At 58.1% G+C, this 23,296-nt stretch carries 24 protein-coding genes and 1 riboswitch; of the genes, 13 read left to right on the top strand and 11 right to left on the bottom strand.

Annotated features, from left to right (window positions below):
* Positions 1-53 precede the first annotated feature (53 nt).
* Entirely contained in the window at positions 54-683 is a 630-nt protein-coding gene (locus TU74_RS00185) for a LysE family translocator (protein WP_047292148.1), read from the bottom strand.
* A gap of 80 nt (positions 684-763) precedes the next feature.
* Between TU74_RS00185 and TU74_RS00180 the strand changes: the two genes are divergently transcribed.
* The 3 genes from TU74_RS00180 to TU74_RS00170 all read left to right on the top strand — a co-directional run bounded on the left by TU74_RS00180 (position 764) and on the right by TU74_RS00170 (position 3,605).
* On the top strand, positions 764-1,729 hold the full coding sequence (locus tag TU74_RS00180) for a 2-hydroxyacid dehydrogenase (protein ID WP_048374462.1): 966 nt from the start codon (positions 764-766) through the stop codon (positions 1,727-1,729).
* 31 nt (positions 1,730-1,760) lie between these two features.
* Positions 1,761-2,759, top strand: coding sequence for a class I SAM-dependent methyltransferase (locus tag TU74_RS00175; RefSeq protein WP_048374460.1), 999 nt, complete (start codon positions 1,761-1,763; stop codon positions 2,757-2,759).
* 49 nt (positions 2,760-2,808) lie between these two features.
* A riboswitch (yybP-ykoY riboswitch) is annotated at positions 2,809-2,930 on the top strand.
* A gap of 90 nt (positions 2,931-3,020) precedes the next feature.
* A complete protein-coding gene (locus TU74_RS00170) occupies positions 3,021-3,605 on the top strand; it encodes a TMEM165/GDT1 family protein (protein ID WP_047274281.1) in 585 nt (194 codons plus the stop codon).
* 53 nt (positions 3,606-3,658) lie between these two features.
* Here the strand turns inward: TU74_RS00170 and TU74_RS00165 are convergent, their stop codons facing one another.
* The 4 genes from TU74_RS00165 to TU74_RS00150 are packed head-to-tail and all read right to left on the bottom strand — an operon-like array spanning position 3,659 to position 5,645.
* Positions 3,659-4,480 (bottom strand): M48 family metallopeptidase, encoded by an 822-nt coding sequence (locus TU74_RS00165; RefSeq protein WP_047292144.1) that lies wholly within the window; start codon positions 4,478-4,480, stop codon positions 3,659-3,661.
* Positions 4,481-4,525: 45 nt separating this feature from the next.
* Positions 4,526-5,152, bottom strand: a complete 627-nt coding sequence (locus TU74_RS00160; RefSeq protein ID WP_047278930.1) for an SOS response-associated peptidase — start codon at positions 5,150-5,152, stop codon at positions 4,526-4,528.
* A gap of 44 nt (positions 5,153-5,196) precedes the next feature.
* Positions 5,197-5,457 (bottom strand): putative signal transducing protein, encoded by a 261-nt coding sequence (locus tag TU74_RS00155; protein WP_047273733.1) that lies wholly within the window; start codon positions 5,455-5,457, stop codon positions 5,197-5,199.
* A 5-nt stretch (positions 5,458-5,462) separates the two neighbouring features.
* Entirely contained in the window at positions 5,463-5,645 is a 183-nt protein-coding gene (locus TU74_RS00150) for a CPXCG motif-containing cysteine-rich protein (RefSeq protein WP_048374458.1), read from the bottom strand.
* A gap of 105 nt (positions 5,646-5,750) precedes the next feature.
* Here TU74_RS00150 and TU74_RS00145 point away from each other — a divergent pair, with 105 nt between their 5' ends.
* Together TU74_RS00145 and TU74_RS00140 are read left to right on the top strand one after the other, a co-directional pair.
* Positions 5,751-6,917 (top strand): 1-acyl-sn-glycerol-3-phosphate acyltransferase, encoded by a 1,167-nt coding sequence (locus tag TU74_RS00145; protein ID WP_048374456.1) that lies wholly within the window; start codon positions 5,751-5,753, stop codon positions 6,915-6,917.
* A 132-nt stretch (positions 6,918-7,049) separates the two neighbouring features.
* Entirely contained in the window at positions 7,050-7,256 is a 207-nt protein-coding gene (locus TU74_RS00140; protein ID WP_047273727.1) for a hypothetical protein, read from the top strand.
* 58 nt (positions 7,257-7,314) lie between these two features.
* Here TU74_RS00140 and TU74_RS00135 read toward each other — a convergent pair whose 3' ends face one another.
* Complete coding sequence (locus tag TU74_RS00135; protein WP_047273725.1) at positions 7,315-7,899, bottom strand: YajG family lipoprotein; 585 nt, start codon at positions 7,897-7,899, stop codon at positions 7,315-7,317.
* 157 nt (positions 7,900-8,056) lie between these two features.
* Between TU74_RS00135 and TU74_RS00130 the strand changes: the two genes are divergently transcribed.
* Both TU74_RS00130 and mqo read left to right on the top strand, forming a co-directional pair.
* Positions 8,057-8,290 carry a hypothetical protein gene (locus TU74_RS00130; RefSeq protein ID WP_047274279.1) on the top strand — a complete coding sequence of 78 codons (234 nt, stop codon included), beginning with the start codon at positions 8,057-8,059 and terminating at the stop codon, positions 8,288-8,290.
* A gap of 739 nt (positions 8,291-9,029) precedes the next feature.
* Positions 9,030-10,529: a malate dehydrogenase (quinone) gene (gene mqo / locus TU74_RS00125; protein WP_047292137.1), complete on the top strand. Its 1,500-nt coding sequence runs from the start codon at positions 9,030-9,032 to the stop codon at positions 10,527-10,529.
* An 85-nt stretch (positions 10,530-10,614) separates the two neighbouring features.
* Here the strand turns inward: mqo and TU74_RS00120 are convergent, their stop codons facing one another.
* The 5 genes from TU74_RS00120 to TU74_RS00100 form a co-directional block, all read right to left on the bottom strand.
* Positions 10,615-11,070 carry a hypothetical protein gene (locus TU74_RS00120; RefSeq protein ID WP_047292195.1) on the bottom strand — a complete coding sequence of 152 codons (456 nt, stop codon included), beginning with the start codon at positions 11,068-11,070 and terminating at the stop codon, positions 10,615-10,617.
* 193 nt (positions 11,071-11,263) lie between these two features.
* On the bottom strand, positions 11,264-11,551 hold the full coding sequence (locus tag TU74_RS00115; protein ID WP_047273721.1) for a PA4642 family protein: 288 nt from the start codon (positions 11,549-11,551) through the stop codon (positions 11,264-11,266).
* A gap of 51 nt (positions 11,552-11,602) precedes the next feature.
* On the bottom strand, positions 11,603-12,097 hold the full coding sequence (locus TU74_RS00110) for a hypothetical protein (RefSeq protein WP_048374454.1): 495 nt from the start codon (positions 12,095-12,097) through the stop codon (positions 11,603-11,605).
* 144 nt (positions 12,098-12,241) lie between these two features.
* Positions 12,242-12,802, bottom strand: a complete 561-nt coding sequence (locus TU74_RS00105) for a response regulator transcription factor (protein ID WP_047273716.1) — start codon at positions 12,800-12,802, stop codon at positions 12,242-12,244.
* On the bottom strand, positions 12,795-14,057 hold the full coding sequence (locus TU74_RS00100) for an ATP-binding protein (RefSeq protein WP_047273714.1): 1,263 nt from the start codon (positions 14,055-14,057) through the stop codon (positions 12,795-12,797). The genes TU74_RS00105 and TU74_RS00100 overlap by 8 nt, the downstream gene beginning before the upstream one ends.
* Positions 14,058-14,327: 270 nt before the next feature.
* Between TU74_RS00100 and TU74_RS00095 the strand changes: the two genes are divergently transcribed.
* The 6 genes from TU74_RS00095 (at position 14,328) to TU74_RS00070 (ending at position 23,295) form a co-directional block, all read left to right on the top strand.
* Positions 14,328-15,047: an SIMPL domain-containing protein gene (locus TU74_RS00095; protein ID WP_048374452.1), complete on the top strand. Its 720-nt coding sequence runs from the start codon at positions 14,328-14,330 to the stop codon at positions 15,045-15,047.
* 420 nt (positions 15,048-15,467) lie between these two features.
* Positions 15,468-17,093 (top strand): ABC transporter substrate-binding protein, encoded by a 1,626-nt coding sequence (locus TU74_RS00090; RefSeq protein ID WP_048374736.1) that lies wholly within the window; start codon positions 15,468-15,470, stop codon positions 17,091-17,093.
* A gap of 299 nt (positions 17,094-17,392) precedes the next feature.
* On the top strand, positions 17,393-18,991 hold the full coding sequence (locus TU74_RS00085) for an ABC transporter substrate-binding protein (RefSeq protein ID WP_048374450.1): 1,599 nt from the start codon (positions 17,393-17,395) through the stop codon (positions 18,989-18,991).
* Positions 18,992-19,157: 166 nt separating this feature from the next.
* Positions 19,158-20,537 carry an OprD family porin gene (locus tag TU74_RS00080; protein WP_047292131.1) on the top strand — a complete coding sequence of 460 codons (1,380 nt, stop codon included), beginning with the start codon at positions 19,158-19,160 and terminating at the stop codon, positions 20,535-20,537.
* A gap of 76 nt (positions 20,538-20,613) precedes the next feature.
* Positions 20,614-22,209, top strand: a complete 1,596-nt coding sequence (locus TU74_RS00075; protein ID WP_048374448.1) for an ABC transporter substrate-binding protein — start codon at positions 20,614-20,616, stop codon at positions 22,207-22,209.
* Between the two features lie 75 nt (positions 22,210-22,284).
* Complete coding sequence (locus TU74_RS00070; protein WP_047273705.1) at positions 22,285-23,295, top strand: ABC transporter permease subunit; 1,011 nt, start codon at positions 22,285-22,287, stop codon at positions 23,293-23,295.
* The last annotated feature ends 1 nt before the right edge of the window (position 23,296 follow it).

Raw genomic sequence — 23,296 nt, 5'->3', positions numbered from 1 at the left:
GTCGGCAGTGACAAAAACCCATTAATTCACAGCGGTGATCAGGGCTTAAAGCCTCAATGCATTTCGGTAAAGGCCAGTTTCACGCCCAGCGCGACCAGAACTGCGCCCATGGTGCGATCAAACCAGTGGCCCATGCGCGCAAACCCTGTGCGTACACGTTGATGACTGAACAGCATGGCCACCATGCAGAACCACAGCCCGGTCGCGACAGCCAGGTACACGCCATACCCGGCCTGAATCGACAGCGGCGTATGCGGGTTAATCACTACCGTAAACAGCGACAGGAAAAACAGCGTGGCCTTCGGGTTCAAGCCATTGGTCACAAACCCCGACGTGAACGCGCCGCGCGCCGTACGTTCGCCCACCGGCAGCGAAGAGGCCACGGCGGCAGGATCAGCGGGTTTGGCACGCAGCGCCTTGATCCCGATGTACAGCAAGTAAGCTGCCGCCAGCCATTTGAGTGCGTTAAACAACACAATCGATTGCGACACGATGATGCCGATGCCAAGCAGCGAATAACCGACATGAACAAAAATCGCCGTGCCAACCCCGAACGCCGTGAACATGCCTGCGCGGCGACCGTGGGTCACGCTTTCACGCACCACCACGGCAAAATCCGGGCCCGGGCTGGCCACCGCCAACAGATGAATCAGGGCGACGGTCAAGAATTCTGTCCAATACATGCACGGCTCCATTACAAATTGTTTCTTCTGATAGGCTCGCCACATTACGCCTTCATTTCACCGCACAAAAGGTACAGTTGATGACTAACACTCGCCGCGCCGTGTTCCTGGATCACACCTCACTGGATCTGGGCGATCTGAACCTCAGCCCGTTGCGTGAATGCCTGGGCGATCTGCACCTGTACGCCGACACTACCCCTGAAAACGTCATCGAACGCCTGCAAGGCGCCACCGTGGCCATCAGCAATAAAATCCTGCTGGACGCTGACACCCTCGCGGCGTGCCCGCAGCTAAAACTGATCCTGGTCGCCGCCACAGGCACCAATAACATTGACCTGGAAGCCGCACGCGCCCACGGCATCGTTGTGGCAAATTGCCAGGGTTACGGCACGCCCTCGGTGGCGCAACACACCTTGATGCTGCTGCTCGCACTGGCCACACGCCTGCCCGACTATCAAAAAGCGGTGTCTACCGGGCAATGGCAAACGGCCAAACAATTCTGCCTGCTGGACTTCCCGATTGTGGAGCTGGAAGGCAAGACCCTTGGCCTGTTGGGTCATGGCGAGCTGGGCAGCGCCGTCGCAAAACTGGCCGAAGCCTTTGGCATGCGCGTGCTGGTCGGGCAAATCCCCGGGCGACCGGCACGCGCTGATCGCCTGCCACTGGATGAACTCTTGCCGCAGGTCGATGCGTTGACGTTTCACTGCCCGCTCAACGAACACACGCGGAATTTGATCGGCGCCCAAGAGTTGGCACTGCTCAAGCCCGGCGCGTTCGTGGTCAACACCGCTCGCGGCGGCATGATCGACGAACAGGCCCTGGCAGACGCCCTGCGTAGCGGCCATTTGGGTGGAGCCGCCACCGACGTGCTGAGCGTAGAACCGCCCCGCGACGGCAACCCGCTGCTGGCGGCAGACATCCCGCGCCTGATCATCACGCCCCACAGCGCTTGGGGCAGCCGTGAGGCGCGGCAGCGAATTGTGGGCCAATTGACTGAAAACGCTCACGCGTTCTTCAACGGTACAGCGCTGCGGGTCGTCAGTTGATAAACTGCGCCCCTTTTTTGAGGAGCAGATTATGGATCCGCGCAGTGAAGTACTGCTTCGTCAGCCTGATTACTTTCAGGGCGAGGTGCTCTTGGTGGGCCTGCCACCTGACGACGTACTCGGCCGCTTACCGAACGCCCACGGCTGGTGCTGGCATGCTGGCGACCAGGCCGCGCTGGAGGCTCGCTTTGCCGGGCGCGTGCATTTTGGGGTCGATGTTCCGGCGCGCGCGTTCGACACTGCCGTCGTGTATTTGCCCAAGTCCAAAGAGCTGAGCGACTACGTACTCAAGGCCGTGGCCGCACGCCTGCCCAATGCCGATGTGTTTCTGGTGGGCGAGAAGAAAGGCGGCATTGAAGGCGCCTCCAAACAACTGATCCCGTTCGGCAAGCCGCGCAAGCTCGACAGCGCACGGCATTGCCAGTTGTGGCAAGTCACTGTGGTCAATGCGCCGCAAGCACCGGTCCTGGCAGACCTTGCGCAGCATTACGAACTGGCACTGGAAGAAGGCCCGCTGAACGTGGTCAGCCTGCCCGGCGTGTTCAGCCACGGCCGTCTGGATCGCGGCAGCGCCCTGCTGCTGGAGCACCTCGACAAACTGCCCAGCGGTCACGTACTGGATTTTGGCTGCGGCGCAGGGGTATTGGGCGCAGCGGTCAAGCGTCGCTACCCGCACAACAGCGTCACCCTGCTCGATGTGGATGCGTTTGCTACCGCCAGCAGCCGCCTGACGCTGGCGGCCAACGGCCTGGACGCTGAGGTGATTTGCGCAGACGGTATCGATGCCGCGCCGATGGAGCTCAACACTATTCTGAGTAACCCACCGTTCCATGTAGGCGTCCATACCGATTACCACGCCACGGAAAACTTGCTGCAAAAAGCGGTCAAACATCTGAAAAAAGGTGGCGAACTTCGGATTGTTGCCAATAGCTTCCTGCGCTACCAGCCACTCATTGAAGAGCAATTCGGGGCCTGCACCGTCAAGACTGAAGGCCAGGGATTTCGGATTTACAGCGCCAAACGTCGATAAAACAAATTAATAAACAAGGCTTGCCGGATCGGATTTGCATAGGCAGAATCCGCTCCGTCCTAGGGGAGTAGTCTCCCACGAGCGCCATGCTCGTCCGGCATACGTCAACATACTTGGTCAACAGACCATGGCGTATGCGACCCAGGAGTCCGCACAGACGGACCGGGGTTTGACAAGACCTATGACACGAACACCTTACCCGGGGCGGGAAGGCTGTACGTGTCATAGCCGTGTCGACCCGCCCCTGGAAACCACCTGATGATGCTCGACTCCTTACTCGTTCCGACTGCAATCGTTGCCTTGGCCGAAATCGGCGACAAGACGCAGCTGCTCGCCCTCATTCTCGCCGCCCGCTTTCGCAAGCCGTGGCCAATCATTGCCGGCATCGTGGCCGCGACCCTGGCCAACCACGCCGCCGCAGGTGCGGTAGGTGCCTGGTTCGGAAGTTTCTTCTCGGATGTGACCTTGCACTGGATCCTCGCAGCCAGCTTTGCGGCCACCGCACTGTGGACGCTGGTGCCGGACAAAATGGACGATGACGAAGCGAGCACGGCCCGCAAATTTGGCCCGTTCCTGACCACACTGATTGCGTTTTTCATCGCTGAAATCGGCGATAAGACCCAAGTGGCGACCGTGATGCTGGCCGCTCAATACCCGGATCTGTGGCTGGTGATTATCGGCACAACCCTGGGCATGTTGATTGCCAACGTGCCGGTGGTGCTGGCAGGTAACTTTGCAGCCGACAAGTTGCCGCTGACCCTGATTCGCCGGTTGGCGGCGACCGCCTTCTTCGTACTGGCCGCGGTGGCGGTGTACAAGGCAATGGCGATCAGCGGCTGGGTGTAGCCCCCCCCATCACCGGCCCTCTTCTTCGGGAAAGGGCCGGGCAACGCCAGGGGTTACTGGGTTTTTGGCGCTTGCTGATACAACGGCAACACCTTGGGAATCGCCGCTTCTAACGCGGCGATCCGGCTACTCGACGCCGGGTGGGTGCTCATGAATTCAGGCGGCGCACTTTGCGACGCTTGCGCCATTTTCTGCCACAAGGTGATGGCGGCATTCGGGTTGTAGCCCGCACGCGCCGCCAGCTCCAGACCAATCAGGTCTGCTTCGTTTTCGTTACTGCGGCTGTTAGGCAGCGTCAGGCTGTAATTGACCACGGTATCGGCCAGTTGCAGGCTGTCCTGCCCCAGCCCCAGCAATGCACCCGCACCCTGCTTCGCCATTTCGATGCCGTACGCTTTGGACATCGACTCGCGGCCATGTTCGCGCAATGCATGGGCAATCTCGTGGCCCATGACCGCAGCGATTTCATCGTCGTTGAGTTTGAGCTGATCAATGATCCCGTTATAGAAAATGATCTTGCCGCCCGGCCCGCAGCTGGCATTGAGCTCATCACTTTTGATCAGGTTCACTTCCCAATTCCATTGCGCCGCATCCGGGCGAAAGGCCGGGACCTGGGCAATCAGCCGGTTGGCGATCGTTTGCAAGCGCTTGGCATTGGCACTGGTTTTGTCCAGAACACCTTTGGTATTGGCTTCGCTGACGGTTTGTTGGTACGACTGGGCGTACATTTGATCCACTTGCTGACTCGACAGCATGCTGAACATGTACTGCTTGCGCTCAATGCCGACCGCACCGGCATTGGTGGTATTGACCGACTGACAACCGCCGAGCAACAGCCCTGCGCCCACCACGCACACTACCGCTAATTTACCCATCACGACTCTCCATAAAGATGGCGCGCATCGTAGCAGACACGCGCCTCAACCCGGCGTCAGACACTCGGGGGCATTAAGCTTGGGATCATTGACCAGATTAGCCAGCGGGCGCTCCCGCAACGGGGATTGCTGGCTGGCCAGCAGCGCCTGTAACACATGCAAAGGGGTTTGAGGATCCAGCCAGGCTTGCTGACCCGCCTCATCCAGAATCAACGGGCGCCGCTGACTGGCCGCCGCCTGAGTGATGACAGCCGTGCTCAACCATTCGTGGCCTTGCACCGGATAGGCCTCCCAAATCGCCGCAAAAAACAGTGAAGCGCCCTCACCGGGCGTCAGCCAGTACGGGCGTTTGCGCGTGGTGCCGCGCCACTCATAAAACCCATTGGCCGGCAGCAGGCAGCGACGCAAGCGAAAGGCGTCACGAAACATCGGCTGTTCCGCAACGGTTTCAGCTCGGGCATGGGCCGGTGTGCGAGACAGGTCCGTCAGCCAGGCCGGGGTCAGGCCCCAACGCGCCCGGGCCAGGGTTCGCTGGCCCGGCGCTTCGCCTGCGCGCACGATCAACACCGCATCATTGGGCGAGATATTCCATTGCGCCTGCTGATCCGCCGGAAAACCGGGCAAGGCTGCAAATGCAGGGTTCCAGCGAAACAGGGCAAAACGTCCACACATGGGGCTGTACAACTCTTTTCTATATAGCAGTGAACAAAGGGCCGTTAACACTCCAGCACATCGGGGTAGCTATCAGGCTCGTCGCCCTCAAAGGGCGAGGCGGCATTGTACGCATCGATCAGCTCGCGCGCGTAACGGGCGTGATCATCGGCCACGGCCAGTCCCAACAAACCCAGTGCCGGTAATTCGCCCGTGCCGCCGATCAGGTCACGCCCCTGAAGGGTCGCCGTAACCCCTTCGCTGGCGAGCATGCCCAGCAACAGCTCGGCTTCCATCAGGTTTTCAGGCTCGTAGATGCGCTGCATGACGGCTACTCGTTTTCGCTACGGACATCGAGCATCCACTCATGACCGTCGGTCTGGAGAGTGAAGACAATCGGCCGACAGCACACCGGGCAGTCTTCAATGTAGGTCTGGTCACCGCCCGAAAGATCCAGCACCGCTTCTGCCGGCTCACCACAATAAGGGCAATCGTACTGTTCGGTTTCAAGCATCGCGGTCTCCAGAGTGACTTGTGCGTATAATCGCCGGTCTATTTGCAGGGCTATTATTTTTGGCCTGCCTTGTTTACTTACCCTAGCCGTTTCCAACAAGAGAGCATGATGGGCGAATTCGATACCATCCGACCTTACGACGACGCCGAAGTCCCAGCCGTGCTGGCCCGGCTGCTCAGCGACAAGGCGTTTCTAGATATCCTGACCCACTTTCGCTTCCCGCGCCTGGCTGGCGCTTTCGGCTGGCTGTTAAAACCTCTTATAGCGCATCGCCTGCGTAAAGAGTTCGCTGGCGTGACCTCTGTCGCCACCTTGCAAGACAAAGTCGAAGTGTACGTCGACCGCACCATTGAACACGCGACCGATGGGGTGACCTACTCCGGCGTCGAGAATTTGAAGTCCGGCACTGCCTACCTGTTCCTGGCCAACCACCGCGACATCGTGATGGACCCGGCCTTCGTCAATTACGCGGTTTACCACGCAGGCCTGCCGACGCCACGTATTGCCATCGGCGACAACTTGCTGCAAAAGCCGTTTGTCAGCGACCTGATGCGCCTCAACAAAAGTTTCATCGTGCACCGTTCGATCACCGGACGCCGGGAAAAGCTCGCGGCCTATCAATTGCTGTCGGCGTACATCAATCACTCGATCCGCAACGATGGCGTCTCGATCTGGATTGCGCAGGCTGAAGGCCGCGCCAAAGACGGCGACGACCGCACGGATTCGGCCATCCTGAAAATGTTCCACATGAGCCGCAAGAACGAGCCGTTTGGCGAGGTGGTTCAGTCACTGAACATGACCCCCGTGTCGATCAGCTACGAATACGACCCGTGCGATCAGGCCAAGGCACGCGAGCTGTATATCCGAGCCACCACCGGCGCTTACACCAAGGCGCCCGGCGAAGACGACACCAGCATCGCCAACGGCATCACCGGTTACAAAGGCCGCGTGCACGTGAACTTTGCTGCCCCCGTGACTGAGTTTTTCGAAGACAGCAAGCTGTTGGCCGCCGAAATGGATCACCAGATCCTCGGCGGCTATCGCCTGTTCCCGGCGCACTACCTGGCGTATGCGCAGTGGGATGACGCAGACCCGCAACTGCAGGTGCCTGACGCCGCACAGGTGTTCCCGGCAGATGAATTGGCCAAGGCCCGACAAGAGTGGCAGCGCCGTCTGGACGCTTGCCCGGCCGAGCACCGCCCTTACCTGGTGCTGCAATATGCAATGCCGGTGCGCAACCAGTACCGCATCAAGGCAGGCCTGCCTTTGTAAAGCCCGCGTCTGTGGTCGCTGCCTCGTGTTGTACGGCGGCGACTACAGGCCCAACGCCTAAATTCTGCTGTCACCGTATCGTCATGTTAAGCGGTCACTCTGTGGCCCCTCGACACCGACACGGAGCTTGTCATGCTGCACGCAGAAAACCAGGACCGCCTCTATCTGATCGCCCCCAGCGACGAACAGCAGGCGTTGATCGAAGGGTTAGCCTTTAACGTTCAGGATCAGCATTGGCTGGTTTATTGCGCCCTCAGCGGTCACACCCATGTCGACTTGCCCGAACTGGACTTGCTCACGGGCGTCAGCCGTCTGGAGCTATACGCCGAAGCAGCTTGAACCCTTCGCGCACAAAAAAGCCCGAACTCACCGAGTTCGGGCTTTTTGCTTTCTACCGTTACTCGCCCAGCAAACGACCCACTGAAGGGTCTTTGAACACGCGGGTCAAGGCATCGCTCAATACGTCGCTGACCAGCTTGGTGTTGGTTTCCTGATTCGGCGCCATGCCGAAACGCTGATCCAGCGACGCGCCGTACCGACCGCTGTAAGTACGGCCACCGTTCTTCACGTCAGAACGGAACGTGGCACCAATGGTCGCTTCAGTCACGTACATGGAGTCTTTGGGGGACTGGTACTTCAGTTCCGCCAGGGTCACCGTCAATTGCGGGGCATTCATCGCATTGGTGGTCGGGGTGTAACCCAGCAAGCGGACGGCGGCTTCGGCCTGGGCTTGCAGTTTGGGGATCAGGTCCGCACTGCTGACACTGATCGCGCTGGTTTCCGGGTACATGCCACCGCGGGTGCCCAGCGTCGGCGACGGACGGCCATCGACCACGCGGACAACCACTGGCTGGCCGCGGCCGACTGGCGCGAGCTGAGTGGTCAGCTTGGGTTGCGGGCTAAGTTGTTGCGGGCTGTGGGCGCAGCCGACCAGCGTCAAACTGGTCACAGTGATCAAACCGAACAACAGGCGTTGCAACATGCTCATCTCTCCAGGGCAAGGTCAAACTGGTCGCCAGTATAGCGGGGCCACCGGCCTGCAAACCAGCCGCTTGCTGTCACCCGGCTGTCATGCGCAGTACATCAGTGCGTCACGTCAACGTGGCAATCTCGGGGCACTACTGAAAGAGGGGTTTGCCATGAACTGGTTAAAGTCGTTGCTGAGCACCACCCGCCCCCACCGCCACTTTGCACGCCTGGACAGCAGCGGTCGCTGCCGCGCGTTCAAGCACTGCACGCAACCGCCGGTCGGTGATGGCTGGGTCGAAATCTCAGAAGTTCGCCTGAACTGGTTGCACCAGGTTTTACCGCCTGACGCCCGTGTGACCTCGCCTGCAACGCGTTCAAGGGTGCAACCGATGTGGGGTGTTTGACTCAATCACCAATAAAAGTCATTTAACAGGATCAATTGCCGACGTTTCTTCGCTACAATCTCCCCCCGATTATAAGGACGTCTCCTGATCGGGCCCCGCAACACCGTTGATACGCAGGTATCAGCACCCCAAAATCGCCCACAGAGAGCCGCCCACACAGACTGTGTAGAGCTGGCGCTTGCTTTTTTTCATGCAAACCACCACCTGTTAACAGTCTGCAGAGCTGCCATGTTGCTCGGCCACTGCGTTGTTCGCCCGCTATGCCACACCTGCCTTGCAGGTCGTACACGGGTTTGGTGCCAGGCATGCGGCAGCCCTTTTTTGAGGTTCACGTCTTCAAAAGAGCGTGAAAAAAAACGGGTTTTCACAACTTCACAAGAGTGTGGCGAGCAAATGAAAAGTTTTGCGTCTGAACATGCACCATTAGCGTCTGTTACAGCCCCATCCAGCAGGTCTGAAGTCAGCTTTACCGCACACGACTGAAGCCTGTCCGCTTACGGATTTGGTTGCCCAAACGGACGCTCTTGACCTTAAGTCGAATTGCCTCCCGCCCTGTGAAGTGCGTTCATATGAACCTTCAAGGCCCGGTTGGTGGCGTCCGCTGAAGCAGCAAGCAATTGCGATGAATCGGACATGGCGATCCTGGCCACGCGTGACCCGAGGCTCCACCTGATCCACGCCTCGGACCACCTGGCAGCTATGCCGTCAATTTGGTGCCGTAGATTTTGGAGACGCGTTAATGGCGCATAACGAAGCAGTCGACGTAGTACTGGTTGGAGCGGGCATCATGAGTGCCACCCTCGCCGTACTGCTCAAAGAGCTCGACCCCGGCATTTCGCTGGAAGTAGTAGAGCAAATGGACTCAGGTGCTGCGGAGAGTTCCAACCCGTGGAACAACGCAGGCACCGGCCATGCCGGGCTGTGTGAGTTGAACTACACGCCCCAGGCGGCCGACGGTTCGATCGACATCAAAAAAGCTGTGCACATCAATGCGCAGTTCGAAGTCTCGAAACAGTTTTGGGCCCACCTGGCGCAACAGGGGACCTTCGGTTCCTGCAAGTCCTTCATTAGCCCGGTGCCTCACCTGAGCTTTGTGCAAGGCGAAAAAGGCGTGTCCTTCCTGAAAAAACGTTTTGACGTGCTGAGCCAGCACCATGCGTTTGCAGACATGGAATACACCGAAGACAAAGCTAAAATGGCCGAGTGGATGCCGCTGATGATGCCGGGCCGCCCGGCAGATGAAGTCATTTCGGCGACCCGTGTGATGCACGGTACAGACGTCAACTTCGGCGCCTTGACCAAGCAGTTGCTCAAGCATCTGGCCAGCGCTGCGGACACGCAAATCAAGTACAGCCAAAAAGTCACTGGCCTCAAACGCAATGGCAGCGGCTGGACGGTGAGCGTCAAGGACATCAATAGCGGCAACACGCGCCATATCGATGCCAAGTTCGTGTTCCTGGGCGCAGGCGGTGCCGCCTTGCCATTGCTGCAAGCCTCGGGCATCGAAGAAAGCAAAGGGTACGGCGGCTTCCCGGTGAGCGGCCAATGGCTGCGTTGCGACAACCCGGAAGTGGTCAAGCACCACCAGGCCAAGGTGTATAGCCAGGCCGCAGTGGGCTCGCCGCCGATGTCGGTCCCCCACCTGGACACCCGTGTCGTGGACGGCAAAAAATCCCTGCTGTTCGGGCCTTATGCCGGCTTCACCACCAAGTTCCTCAAGCATGGCTCGTTCCTCGACCTGCCGATGTCGATTCGCCTGGGCAACATCGGGCCAATGCTCGCCGTTGCGCGCGACAACATGGACCTGACCAAGTACCTGGTCAGCGAAGTGCGTCAATCGATGGAACAGCGCCTGGAATCCCTGCGCCGTTTCTATCCACAGGCCAAAGCCGAAGACTGGCGCCTTGAGATTGCGGGCCAGCGGGTTCAGATCATCAAGAAAGACCCGAAAAAAGGCGGTGTGCTGCAATTCGGTACCGAACTGGTCGCAGCCAAAGACGGTTCCCTGGCGGCACTGCTGGGTGCGTCACCGGGCGCATCGGTGACGGTATCGATCATGCTGGACCTGATCGAACGTTGCTTCGCGCAAAAAGCCACGGGCGAATGGGCTGCCAAGCTCAAGGAAATTTTCCCGGCACGGGAAAAGGTGCTGGAAACAGACGCCGAGCTGTACCGTGAAGTCAGCACTCGTAACTCCGAGTTGCTGGAACTGGTGGCGCCGAACACCAGCATCGCGTAACGCGACCTTCGGGTTTCACCGTCACGCTTAAACCCTCACCCTTTTTGGGGTGAGGGTTTTTTATTGTTCGCGCACCGGTGCCGGATCACGGCCCCATGGTGAACAGGATGCGCGTTCCGCCGTTCCTCACAAAGTCATCGTCGTCAGTGACGGGGATCAACTCCGCGCTACAGAGGCTCAATACCTGCCCCGTCGAACGGGCATTGACCTGACGATTGCCTCTCGGATTGTCCGGGGGGAGATGGCTAAAACTGAACACACACACGCGCTCACCCTGGCGATAACTGAACGACTCATTGCCACGCGATTGCGGCAAATAGTAGGTCAACTCCTGACTGCCACCCGGCTCAATGACAAAGTCATGCCCGGCATTGGCCGGGCTTTCCAACCACGGAAAATCCTTCCCGGGGGCAATCGCCGCAAAGGTCGCATTGTGAATCTCGACCTCAAGCACCTCATCCAGGGCCATTGCCGGCGAGGCCATCACCCCCAGGCTCAACCCCATCAACAGCCGAGTAATAAACCGTTTTATCGCTTTCAACGTTGAAATCCTTTCACTGTTTTTTGCACCGCCCATCCTGCTGATGAGCAGCGAACAGACTGCCTGTTGACTTGAGTATTGATCGCCCACGAAAAAACACCCGGCGATCAAGGCTGCCAGGGGTGTAAGACAAATCGGTAATAAGCGAAGAGTTTGGCGTCGCAGCCTTACAGGCCGCGACAACCGGCATACGTCAGGCGCGGGCGTTAGCGATCAGTTCGATGTACTCGGCAGCGTTGCGCTGATCCTTGATCACATCCACGAAGGTCTGGCCGTGTTCGTCCTTGCCATCGAGGTCAAAACCGGCTTCTTTAAAGAACGTGAGAAAACGCTCGAAATCGTCGATGCGCAATCCGCGATAGGCCTTGATCAATTTGTGCAGCGAAGGGGACGTCGCGTCCACGGGCTCGAAGTCCAGGAACAACTTGATCTGCTCATCGCCGATCTCATCGCCAATCAACTGTTTCTTGTCTTTACGCATGTCCGACTCCAGCTTGCTGATACTTCACGGGGCCCGCAGTTTACCCAAGCCTCAACGAGCGCGCACGCTGCCGGTGTGCAAGTCCGCCCAGATATGGCCGTTGGCATAGGTCAAAAACTGGCAATACACCGTGTCATTGCGCAGCAGATCCATCACCACGCGATACTGCGACATGGGGTACGACAGCGTCAGGGTTCTGGTTGTGCTGTCAAACGCGGGTTTTTTCAGGCTTTTGCTTTCTCCGTCAAACGAGATCAACACCTCGCGCACCGTCGCGCCCTGGCTCATCGGCTTGCCTTTCAAGCGGACAAATAATGGCGAGGTCACGGGAATCGGCTGTTGATTGGACTGGCGTTGACTGCCCACAACCACCGAATAGGACGTCACCAGCATCAACTGCTGCTGCTCAGGTTTTTCGGTGCGCAACTGCAGGTCATCAGCAGGCAAAAACTGCGAGTGCAACAGTTGAGTTGTCGCGGGCGCAGCAGCCAAAGGCAGGCTGGCCATCAACACAAGAGGTAGAACGTAACGCGATAAACGGCTCATGACGTGCTCCGCAAGTCGAAGCCAGCACTCTAGCACGCACATGGGCGAGACTCGCGAACGCGGCTGACATCAGCCTTAATGGCGAGTGCAGGGCCGTATGGACTAACCGGCCAATACGGCCGGCTTCATTGATAACCATAAGGCTCAGCGACGTACTGGTCGCTTCTGCAATTTGCGCTGCAAGGTGCGGCGGTGCATGCCCAGGGCACGGGCGGTGGCCGAAATATTGCCTTCATGCTCGCCCAATACGCGCTGGATGTGCTCCCACTGCAGGCGGTCAACCGACATGGGGTTGTCCGGCACCAGAGCATCCAGATCAGCATGCTGGGTCAACAGGGCTGCCAGTACGTCGTCAGCATCCGCAGGTTTGCACAAGTAGTTGCACGCGCCCCGCTTGATCGCTTCAACGGCAGTGGCAATGCTCGAATACCCCGTCAGGATCACCACCCGCATTTCCGGGTCAAGCTCCAGCAACTTGGGCAGCAACACCAGCCCCGAATCACCGTCCATTTTCAAATCCAGCGCAGCAAAATCAGGCAGATCCTGCTTCGCCAGCTCCAACCCTTCCTCCGCAGAACCCGCCGTGCTGACGCGGAAACCGCGCCGGCTCATGGCGCGCGCCATCACACGGGTGAACGTTGCGTCATCATCCACCAACAACAGATGCGGCAGTTCTTCGCCTTCGACCTGGATTTCTTCACTCATTTTCGTTTCCTCGGGCGACACGAGGCAGGCGCAGCTCGGTGAGCGTACCGCCATCCTCATGACTGTAGAGTTTTACCGAGCCGCCGGCGCGTGTCACGCTGGCTTTGCTCAAAAATAGGCCAAGGCCGAAACCTTTGCCCTTGGTGGTAAAAAAGGGTTTGCCAATTTGCTCGGCGATAGCCAACGGTACACCTGCACCGTGGTCGCGGATACTGATGGTCAAGTCCACCGCATCCCAGTCCACCGTGACTTCAAGGCCTTCCGGACAGGCGTCTGCTGCATTGTTGAGCAGGTTAAGCAAGGCCTGAGTCAAATCCGGCGGTGGCGCCAGGCGCGGAACCGGGGCATGCCCCAGGCACTTGAAGCGATAGGTCGCTTCAGGGCGCATCAAATGCCAGCGGTTCAAGGCTTCGTCCAGCCACTGGGTAACGTCCTGAACTTCAACCGCCAAGCGACGATTTGCTTCTGCCGCGCGCACCAGCTGTTGCAGGGTTTCCTTGCACAATTTGACCTGATCTTGCAACACGCTCAGGTCGTCCTGTAACTCTGGGTCCGGGTGTTCGCGGCGCATTTCCTTGAGCAATACGCTCATGGTCGACAGCGGCGTACCCAGCTCGTGAGCCGCGCCTGCTGCCTGGGTCGCCACGGCCAACAATTGCTTGTCACGTAGCCCCTCCTCTCGGCGCAGCGCACGCAGCTCCTCCTGACGCCGCAGCTCTTCGGCCATACGCGCAGCGAAGAAGGTGATGACGGCTGCCGAGAGGGCAAAACTCAACCACATTCCGTAGATCTGCAATTTTTCGCGGAAGAAAGCGCCCGTATCCAGCGGATAAGACTGCACCAGCAGCAACGTGTAGAGCGCCAGCGCGATCCCGGACAATGCCACGGAAAACCGCCACGGCAGCGTCACGGCAGCAATGGTCAACGGCACCAAGTAATAAGAAACAAACGGGTTGGTCGAGCCGCCCGAGAAATACAACAGTGCGCTGTGGATAAACAGATCACACGTCAGTTGCAGCGCGTATTCCAGCTCGGTGACAGGCCAGGTGGTGCGCAAGCGGATGGCGGTAAACGCGCACAACAGCATCGAGCACCCGAGGGTTATACACAGCTGAAACCAGGGCAGGGGCAGCCAGTCAAACAGGTAGGCGATCCCCACCGAACCCGCTTGGGCAGCGAGGACCAAGGTGCGGATAATCGTAAGGCGCCAGAGGTTCTGACGGGCAGCAGACATTAACTGTACGGGGGCGAGCATGAGCTCTCCTGATGAGCGCTCCAGGCGGATCGCCGGGAGTATAACCAAGCTGATGGCCCCGCAGGCAAAAGTGCGGCAATGGGCCACAGTGTTTTTTCACAAATACGGGCTACTCACCCCGCGCTTGCACGCGGTATGCCGTCTGCAACCCGACAAGCCGCATATGTATTGAAAATGTAAACGGGCGAACTGAATCCGGCGTTCTACAGTCTCATGCTTCAGATGCAGGCCCGCACGCCTGCGCCTGCCGATCTCATTCAAGGAGCCTTCATGTCCACCTTCCCTCGCACTGCCGCCCTTCTGACCCTGAGCCTCGGCGCACTGGCCAGCCTGCCCGCACTGGCTGCCGATGATTTGCATTACAACCAGGTGTCTTTACGCGCCGAAGCCAGTCAGGAAGTAGCGCGCGACTTGATGATCGTCACGCTCTATACCGAGGCGCAAAACGCCGACGCCGCCAAACTGGCCGCTGAAATCACCACGGCCATGAACAAGGCGATTGGCCAGGCCAAGCAGGTTAAGGACGTGACGCTGCGCCAGGGCAGTCGCAACAGTTACCCGGTCTACGACAACAAATCGCAAAAGATCACCGGCTGGCGTGAACGCGCGGAGCTGCGTCTGGAAAGCTCTGATTTCGCAGCCCTGTCCAAGCTCACTGGCGACCTGATGCAAACCCTGAAAATGGGCAACATGCAGTTCGCCGTCGGTCATGCCGCGCGCAAAACCAGCGAAGATGCGCTGCTCAAAGAGGCGGTCAATGCATTCAAGGCTCGCGCCCAATTGGCCACAGACGCGTTGGGCGGCAAGGGCTACAAAATTGTCAGCCTGAACCTCAATAGCAACGGCTATCCGCAGCCGTTCATGCGCGGCCCGATGATGATGAAAGCGGCCGCCGCCGACATGGAATCCGCACCGACCCCGGACATCGAAGCAGGCACCAGTGAAGTCAGCATGAGTGCCGACGGTGTGATTGAAGTGCAGATGCCGTAACCGCTCGATTCGCAACCTGTAAGCCCCTGAGACGGCCACGCTTCAGGGGCTTTTTTGCGCGCGCGAAAAACCCTACAGATACTTCATGCGTGTTAACCAGTGAAGACTTACGCAACAAATCATCTCTGACTGACAGCTTTTTAACGACAGAGTCTAGATAAGTAACAGCTACGCCCCAAAACCGTGCAACGACTGTTTCACCGCTGCCTACAAACATTACTAAATGCGTCAAAAAGCCGGACGCAAACGATCAAATGCGTCATAAATTACATAAAAGCGACATTCTTGTACGATCGTTCCACGAATTACCGGTTCAAGGCAGCAGGCATCTTGCAATGGGTATGGGCCGTGCATAAGTATCGCCGGGTCGACTCACAAGGTCGCCCTCAAACCAAAAATGACAAAAATCATGAGGCCACCATGTTCAAACACGCGGTCATTCCGTTTTTAGTGGGCGCCAGCCTGCTGGCAAGTGCACCTTTCGCTCAAGCAGCGACCAATCTGGTGTTTTGCTCTGAAGGCAGTCCAGCCGGTTTTGACCCGGGCCAATACACGACCGGGACCGACTTCGATGCCTCGGCCGAGACCATCTACAACCGTCTGAGCCAATTCGAACGCGGCGGCACCAAGGTTGAACCCGGCCTCGCCACGAGCTGGGACATATCCCCCGACAACCTGACCTACACCTTCCATCTGCGTGACGGGGTCAAGTTCCACACCACCCCGTACTTCAAGCCCACCCGCGAATTCAATGCAGACGACGTGGTCTTCACCTTCACCCGCATGCTCGACAAGGACATGCCGTTCCGCAAGGCTTACCCGACCGAATTCCCTTACTTCACCGACATGGGCATGGATAAAAACATCGCCAAGGTGGAGAAAATCGACGATAAGACCGTCAAGTTCACGCTCAACGGCGTCGATGCCGCGTTCATTCAAAACCTGGCCATGAGCTTTGCCTCTGTGCAATCTGCCGAGTACGCCGAAAAACTGTTGAAAGAAGGCAAACCGTCGGACATCAACCAGAAACCGGTGGGCACAGGCCCGTTTGTATTCAAGAGTTACCAAAAAGACTCGAACATCCGCTACACCGGCAACAAGGACTACTGGAAGCCAGAAGACGTCAAAATCGACAACCTGATTTTCGCCATTACCACTGACCCTTCGGTGCGTATCCAGAAGCTCAAAAAGAACGAATGCCAGGTCACCCTCTTCCCGCGTCCAGCCGATCTCAAGGCACTCAAAGAAGACCCGAACCTGAAAATGCCTGACCAGGCGGGCTTCAACGTTGGCTACATCGCCTACAACGTGATGGACAAAATCAAGGGCAGTAACGAGCCAAACCCAATGGCTCAACTCAAAGTCCGCCAGGCGCTGGACATGGCGGTCAACAAACAGCAAATCATTGACTCGGTTTATCAAGGCGCGGGGCAGTTAGCCGTCAACGGCATGCCACCGACCCAATGGTCGTATGACGAAACGATCAAGGACGCCCCGTACAACCCCGCAAAAGCCAAGGAACTGCTCAAAGAAGCCGGCATCAAGGAAGGCACCGAAATCGTCCTGTGGGCCATGCCGGTACAACGCCCGTACAACCCCAATGCCAAGCTGATGGCCGAAATGCTGCAGTCCGACTGGGACAAAATTGGCATCAAGGCCAAGATCATCAGCTATGAATGGGGCGAGTACATCAAGCGTTCCAAAGGCGGCGAAAACGGCGCGATGATCATTGGCTGGAGCGGCGACAACGGTGACCCGGACAACTGGCTCGGCGTATTGTTTGGCTGCGACGCACTGAGTGGTAACAACTTTTCCAAGTGGTGCAACCTTGATTACGAAAAGCTGATCAAAGCGGCCAAAGGCACGACGGATGTTGAAGAGCGCACAAAACTGTACAAACAGGCGCAGCAACTGCTCAAGGCACAAGTGCCGATGACACCTATCGCGCACTCGACGGTGTATCAACCCATGCGCAGCAACGTGCAGGACTTCAAAATCAGCCCATTTGGCTTGAACTCGTTCTACGGGGTCAGCGTGACCAAGTAAGCAAGGACCTGGCAGTGCGGTTCAGCACCGCACTGCTATCTCTGCCAGGACGGCGGAAATCCCCTTCATCCTGAAGCCACTCTGTACTACAGCAGAGGCTATAGGACGCCGAGACATTTCCTACGCTCCTGTCAGGCCCGACGCATTTACGCATGTCCATCGACCGCTTATGGTTTTTGAACACATGTTGTATTGCGCCGAGGTGAACGCCGTAGCTGATGATGTCGACGCCCTGAGAACAATGACCGTGCAAGGCGTTTGCTCAGGACTCAATAACAAGAAAAAGGATTGGGATCGCAATGCGTAACCATTTGGTTTTATCGGCTTTGCTCAGCGCAGGCGTCATAGCAGGCAGCCCTCTGGCACACGCTGCAAACAGCCTGGTGTTCTGCTCTGAAGGCAGCCCGGCCGGATTTGACACCGCGCAGTACACCACCGCCACGGACAACGATGCCTCCAACCCGATTTACAACCGCCTGGCCGAATTTGAAAAAGGCGGCACCGCCGCCGAGCCCGCGCTGGCGACCCGCTGGGACATTTCCGAAGATGGCCTGACGTACACCTTCCATCTGCGCCCGAACGTAAAGTTCCACACCACCAAATGGTTTACTCCGACGCGCGACTTCAACGCGGACGACGTGCTGTTCACGTTCAACCGCATGCTTGATCCCGAACACCCGTTTCGCAAGGCGTATCCCACGGAGTTCCCTTACTTCAGCAGCATGAGCCTGGACAAGAACATCGCCAGCGTTAAAAAGACCGACCCGATGACCGTCGTCATGACACTCAACTCGGTCGACGCTGCATTCATCCAGAACATCGCCATGAACTTTGCCGCGATTCTGTCTGCCGAATACGCCGATCAACTGCTCAAGAAGGGCAAGCCAAGCCAGATCAATCAAAAACCGGTCGGCACCGGCCCTTATGCGTTTCAGCGCTATCAGAAAGACTCGAACATTCGCTACGTCGCCAACAAGGGCTATTGGGACCCGAGTCAGGTCAAGCTCGACAACCTGATTTTCTCAATCAACACCGACGCCTCGGCGCGCATGCAAAAGCTGCGTAAAAACGAATGCCAGGTCTCGCTCAATCCCCGCCCCGCCGACGTGGCCAGCCTCAAAAGCGACCCCACACTGCAGGTCATCGAAAAGCCCGGGTTTAACCTTGGCTACATCGCCTACAACGTGCAGCACAAACCGTTCGATCAACTTGAAGTACGTCAGGCGCTGGACATGGCCGTGAACAAGGACAGCATCCTGCAGGCCGTGTATCAAGGCGCTGGCCAGAAAGCCGTGAACGCCATGCCGCCGACGCAGTGGTCCTACGACGACACCATCAAGGACGCGCCTTATAACCCTGAAAAAGCCCGCGAAATGCTCCGCGCCGCCGGGGTCAAGGAAGGCACTGAAATCACGCTGTGGGCCATGCCGGTGCAACGCCCGTATAACCCCAATGCCAAGCTGATGGCTGAAATGCTGCAATCGGACTGGGGCAATGTCGGGCTCAAGGTCAAGATCGTCAGCTACGAATGGGGCGAGTACATCAAACGCACCAAAAATGGCGAGCACGACATCAGCCTGATTGGCTGGACCGGCGATAACGGTGACCCGGATAACTGGCTGGGCACCCTGTACAACTGCGACGCCATTGGCGGCAACAACTACTCCATGTGGTGCAACAAGGAGTACGACGCACTGGTCAAGAGCGCCAAGATCGTCACCGACCGCGATCAGCGCACGGTCTTGTACAAACAGGCCCAGCAGTTACTCAAACAGCACGTCCCGATCACCCCCATTGCCCACTCGACGGTTAACCAGCCGCTGAGCGCCAAAGTGCAAGGGTTCGCCGTGAGCCCGTTTGGCCGTAACGCGTTCTCCGGCGTGAGCATCGCCGACTAACCCCTACCCGACTCTTGTCAGTGTCTTCAGGCCGCTTGGGGCGGCCTGGAGAACACTGTAGCCAAGTGACCCTTGGCAAACGTTTGCAATGTGCTAACTCGTTCCACAACAGCCAGCTCAATTCATAAAGAGCGGCAATAAAAAAAGAAGCAGAGGAGCCTCAACCATGAGAGTCACAAGCAGCGCGTTACTGGCGTTATCCATCAGCAGCCTTGCGGCGATGGCGAATGCCGAAGAGGTCAGTCAGACATTTGTGCCCACGCAATTGAAAACCGGTGCCAGCAGCCAAAGCGAAGCCAACGGCTTCATCGAAGGGCAAAGCCTGAGCGGCACAACCCGCAACTGGTACGCCAACGAACTCAAGCGCAATAACGGCCGCTTCACGTACAACGATCACGGCGTCGAAAAAACCACACCGCGCCGTATCAACTGGGTGCAAGGCACCATTCTTGATTACAGCTCGGGGTTCACTCAAGGCACCGTTGGCTTCAGCACCGAGGTCGCGGCCTACAACGCGATCGCCCTTGATCGCGATGTAAATGACATTGCTGGCAAGAACAACCGCACCCTGACCCACAGTGACGGCGATGCCGTTGGCCAGTGGAGCAAGCTCGGGCTGGCGAACGTCAAGGCCCGTATTTCCAACACCACGCTGGTGGTGGGCCGACAGAACTTCAGCAGTCCGACCATCGATGTGATCGGCAACCGTGCCCTGCCGTCCAGCTTCCAGGGTGTGGCCCTGCACAGCGAAGAATTCAACAACCTGTCTTTCGACGCAGGCTCTTTTGACCGCGTCTCGCCGCGTACCGAACAAGGCTTGAAGAAGTTTCGCAGCGAATACGGCGCAACCGGGGTCGAGACTGATCGTGCCAGCGTCGCCGGCCTCAATTATCAACCGCTGCAAAGCCTGAAGACTTCGCTGTACGCCACGCATGTTGAAGACTTCTGGAACCAGTATTACTTCGGTGCCGTGCATGACCTGGGCGACAACGCCGTGCTGGGGTTGAATACCAACTTCAACTACTACAAGACCCTGGACACGGGCAGCAAGGCCATGGGGGACATCAACAATGACACCTTCAGCCTGGCATTCGGCCTGACCCATCAGGCGCATACCGTGACCCTGTCCTACCAGCAAGTGATCGGCGACGAGTACTTCGACTACCTGCATGAAACCAACGGTATCTACCTGGCCAACTCCCTGCTGTCGGACTTCAACGGCCCGAACGAGAAGTCGGTGCAACTGGCCTACAGCATCAACATGGCGCAGTACGGCATCCCGGGCCTGAAGTTCAACGCCTACCACGCGCGCGGCTTTGACATCGACGGCACCAAATACAAAGGCACCGCCTACGACGTCAAGAACATGAACGGCGAAGACCACTCCGAATACAGCATTGGCACGTCATATGCTATTCAAAGCGGACCACTGAAAGCCACGGCGATTCGTGCGACCTACACCACGCACCGCGCCAGCCGGTTCCAGGCCGATGGAAACATCAACGAGTTCCGTTTGGTTACCACCATTCCGTTCAACATCCTTTAACCACCTGGCGGCTGTGCCTGGCGCAACACGTCAGGCACAGCCGCTACGCTGGCCCAACCGATTGAAGAGGGTTGCCATGAAACGACTTCCACTACGCTCGGCCCTTGCCGTGGCAGTGTTCAGCACCGCGCTCAGCGTTTCAGCCAAACCGTTGGTGGTCTGCACTGAAGCCAGCCCCGAAGGTTTCGACATCGTTCAGTACACCACTGCCGTGACCGCCGATGCTTCGGCCGAAACCATCCTCAATCGTCTGGCAGACTTCAAACCCGGCACCACCGACGTAGAACCCGCCCTCGCGGAACGTTGGGAGATCAGCCCTGACGGGTTGGAGTACACCTTTTACCTACGCCCCGGTGTGAAATTTCACACCACCAGTTACTTCAAACCGACCCGCACCCTGAACGCCGATGATGTGATCTGGAGCTTTCAGCGCCAGCTGGACCCGAATCACCCGTGGCACGACAAATCGCTGGTCGGCTACCCCTACTTTGAAAGCATGGGGTTTAAAAACCTGCTCAAGAGCGTCGAAAAAGTCGACGACATGACGGTCAAAATCACGCTCAACCATGCCGAATCGCCCTTCTTGCGCGACATCGCCATGCCGTTCAACTCGATCTATTCGGCCGAATACGCCGATCAACTGCTCAAAGCCGGCAAAACCAGCGAGCTGAATAGCAAACCCATCGGCACCGGCCCGTTTATTTTTGTGCGCTACAACAAGGACGCGCAGGTCCGCTTCAAAGCCAACCCTGAGTACTTTCGTGGCAAACCACCGAGTGATGTGCTGATTTTCGCTGTCACCACCGACAGCAACGTGCGCCAGCAAAAACTCAAAGCCAACGAATGCCAGATCGCGCTGTACCCAAAGCCGGATGAAGTCGGCAACATCAAGAAAGATCCGAACCTGAAAGTCGACGAAATGGCAGCGCTGATGACCAGCTACATCGCCATGAACACCCGCCACAAATACCTGGACGATGTGCGCGTGCGCAAAGCCATCGACATGGCATTCGACAAACAGACGTACCTGACTTCCGTCCACGGCAAAGGTAACGCGATACTGGCCATCAACCCCTACCCGCCCACAATGTTGGGGTTCAACACCGCCATCGAACAACCGCCCCGCGACCTGGACAAAGCCCGCGCCCTGCTCAAGGAAGCCGGGGTGCCTGAGGGGCAGGTCTTTACCCTCTTTACTCGCAACGGCGGCGGCCCGACCAACCCTAATCCGATGCTCGGGGCCCAGCTATTGCAATCAGACCTTGCCAAGATCGGCATCAAACTGGACATTCGCGTCATGGAATGGGGCGAAATGCTCAAGCGCGCCAAAAATGGCGAACATGATCTGGTCTCGACCGGCTGGGGCGGCGACAACGGCGATCCGGACAACTTCCTGACCCCGCTGCTCAGCTGCGAAGCCGCCAAAAATGGCGAAAACTACGCCCGCTGGTGCAACAAGGACTTTGAAGCCCTGATCACCAAGGCCCGTAACATCACTGAACCCGCCGAACGGGCGGCACTCTATGAACAGGCCCAGGTGCTCTTTAATCAGGACCAGCCCTGGATCAACGTCGTACACCCCATGCTCTTTACCGCCCGACGCAACAACGTCGAGGGTTATGTACTTAGCCCGCTGACGAACAACAACTTCGCCACCACCCGGGCGAAGTAGAACAATAAAACACCCGCCAGCGTTCACCCGGGCCCTGGCGGTCCTGCCTAACCGGCTGATGAGGTACACCACACGATGTTTAGTTTTATTGCCCGCCGAATAGGGCTCCTGATCCCTACGTTCTTCGGCATCACCCTGCTGACGTTCGCCCTGATTCGCATGATCCCCGGCGATCCGGTCGAAGTCATGATGGGCGAACGTCGGGTCGATCCAGAGATGCATGCTCAGGCCATGGAACGACTGGGCCTGAACAAACCGCTCTACGAACAGTATTTCGACTACGTGACCAAGCTCGCCCACGGCGATCTGGGCGAATCGTTGAGAACCCGTGAAAGCGTGTGGACCGAATTTACCGCGCTGTTCCCCGCCACCCTTGAACTGTCGATGGCCGCGCTGTTGTTCGCCGGCGTACTCGGCCTGCTGGCCGGGGTCATCGCGGCGCTCAAGCGAGGCTCGTTATTTGACCATGGGGTGATGGGCATCTCCCTCGCGGGGTACTCGATGCCGATCTTCTGGTGGGGCCTGATCCTCATCATGTTCTTCTCCGTGAGCCTGGGCTGGACCCCGGTGTCCGGGCGTATCGACCTGCTCTACGACATCGAGCCCAAAACCGGCTTCATGCTGATTGACACCTTGCTCAGCGATGAACCCGAAGCCTTCTGGGATGCGTTGCACCACATGATTCTGCCCGCCATCGTGCTGGGCACCATCCCGCTGGCCGTGATCGCGCGCATGACCCGCTCCTCCATGCTCGAGGTGCTGCGCGAAGACTACATCCGTACCGCCCGCGCCAAAGGCCTGTCACCCGCACGCGTGGTTTTCGTACACGGTTTGCGCAATGCACTGATCCCGGTATTGACCGTGGTCGGCCTGCAAGTCGGCACCCTGCTGGCGGGCGCTGTACTGACTGAAACCATCTTCTCGTGGCCGGGCATCGGCAAATGGCTGATCGAAGCCATTGGCGCCCGGGACTATCCCGTGGTGCAAAACGGCATCCTGTTAATCGCCTGCCTGGTGATTCTGGTCAACTTCGTGGTGGACATCCTCTACGGCTTTGCCAACCCTCGCATCCGTCATCAGCGCTGAG

Origin of the sequence: Pseudomonas lundensis (assembly GCF_001042985.1) — a bacterium.
Taxonomy (GTDB): domain Bacteria; phylum Pseudomonadota; class Gammaproteobacteria; order Pseudomonadales; family Pseudomonadaceae; genus Aquipseudomonas; species Aquipseudomonas lundensis.
This window is presented reverse-complemented; position numbering and strand designations above follow the sequence as displayed.

Excerpts from the sequence above, each read along its gene's own strand:
- TU74_RS00135 (WP_047273725.1), bottom strand. The coding sequence starts at position 7,899 with ATGTTGCAACGCCTGTTGTTCGGTTTGATCACTGTGACCAGTTTGACG.
- TU74_RS00140 (WP_047273727.1), top strand. The coding sequence starts at position 7,050 with ATGCTGCACGCAGAAAACCAGGACCGCCTCTATCTGATCGCCCCCAGC.
- TU74_RS00175 (WP_048374460.1), top strand. The coding sequence starts at position 1,761 with ATGGATCCGCGCAGTGAAGTACTGCTTCGTCAGCCTGATTACTTTCAG.
- TU74_RS00085 (WP_048374450.1), top strand. The coding sequence starts at position 17,393 with ATGCGTAACCATTTGGTTTTATCGGCTTTGCTCAGCGCAGGCGTCATA.
- TU74_RS00160 (WP_047278930.1), bottom strand. The coding sequence starts at position 5,152 with ATGTGTGGACGTTTTGCCCTGTTTCGCTGGAACCCTGCATTTGCAGCC.
- TU74_RS00090 (WP_048374736.1), top strand. The coding sequence starts at position 15,468 with ATGTTCAAACACGCGGTCATTCCGTTTTTAGTGGGCGCCAGCCTGCTG.
- TU74_RS00155 (WP_047273733.1), bottom strand. The coding sequence starts at position 5,457 with ATGCAGCGCATCTACGAGCCTGAAAACCTGATGGAAGCCGAGCTGTTG.
- TU74_RS00075 (WP_048374448.1), top strand. The coding sequence starts at position 20,614 with ATGAAACGACTTCCACTACGCTCGGCCCTTGCCGTGGCAGTGTTCAGC.
- TU74_RS00080 (WP_047292131.1), top strand. The coding sequence starts at position 19,158 with ATGAGAGTCACAAGCAGCGCGTTACTGGCGTTATCCATCAGCAGCCTT.
- TU74_RS00150 (WP_048374458.1), bottom strand. The coding sequence starts at position 5,645 with ATGCTTGAAACCGAACAGTACGATTGCCCTTATTGTGGTGAGCCGGCA.
- TU74_RS00165 (WP_047292144.1), bottom strand. The coding sequence starts at position 4,480 with ATGGGTAAATTAGCGGTAGTGTGCGTGGTGGGCGCAGGGCTGTTGCTC.
- TU74_RS00185 (WP_047292148.1), bottom strand. The coding sequence starts at position 683 with ATGTATTGGACAGAATTCTTGACCGTCGCCCTGATTCATCTGTTGGCG.
- mqo (WP_047292137.1), top strand. The coding sequence starts at position 9,030 with ATGGCGCATAACGAAGCAGTCGACGTAGTACTGGTTGGAGCGGGCATC.
- TU74_RS00130 (WP_047274279.1), top strand. The coding sequence starts at position 8,057 with ATGAACTGGTTAAAGTCGTTGCTGAGCACCACCCGCCCCCACCGCCAC.
- TU74_RS00115 (WP_047273721.1), bottom strand. The coding sequence starts at position 11,551 with ATGCGTAAAGACAAGAAACAGTTGATTGGCGATGAGATCGGCGATGAG.
- TU74_RS00180 (WP_048374462.1), top strand. The coding sequence starts at position 764 with ATGACTAACACTCGCCGCGCCGTGTTCCTGGATCACACCTCACTGGAT.
- TU74_RS00070 (WP_047273705.1), top strand. The coding sequence starts at position 22,285 with ATGTTTAGTTTTATTGCCCGCCGAATAGGGCTCCTGATCCCTACGTTC.
- TU74_RS00095 (WP_048374452.1), top strand. The coding sequence starts at position 14,328 with ATGTCCACCTTCCCTCGCACTGCCGCCCTTCTGACCCTGAGCCTCGGC.
- TU74_RS00110 (WP_048374454.1), bottom strand. The coding sequence starts at position 12,097 with ATGAGCCGTTTATCGCGTTACGTTCTACCTCTTGTGTTGATGGCCAGC.
- TU74_RS00170 (WP_047274281.1), top strand. The coding sequence starts at position 3,021 with ATGCTCGACTCCTTACTCGTTCCGACTGCAATCGTTGCCTTGGCCGAA.
- TU74_RS00100 (WP_047273714.1), bottom strand. The coding sequence starts at position 14,057 with ATGCTCGCCCCCGTACAGTTAATGTCTGCTGCCCGTCAGAACCTCTGG.
- TU74_RS00105 (WP_047273716.1), bottom strand. The coding sequence starts at position 12,802 with ATGAGTGAAGAAATCCAGGTCGAAGGCGAAGAACTGCCGCATCTGTTG.
- TU74_RS00145 (WP_048374456.1), top strand. The coding sequence starts at position 5,751 with ATGATGGGCGAATTCGATACCATCCGACCTTACGACGACGCCGAAGTC.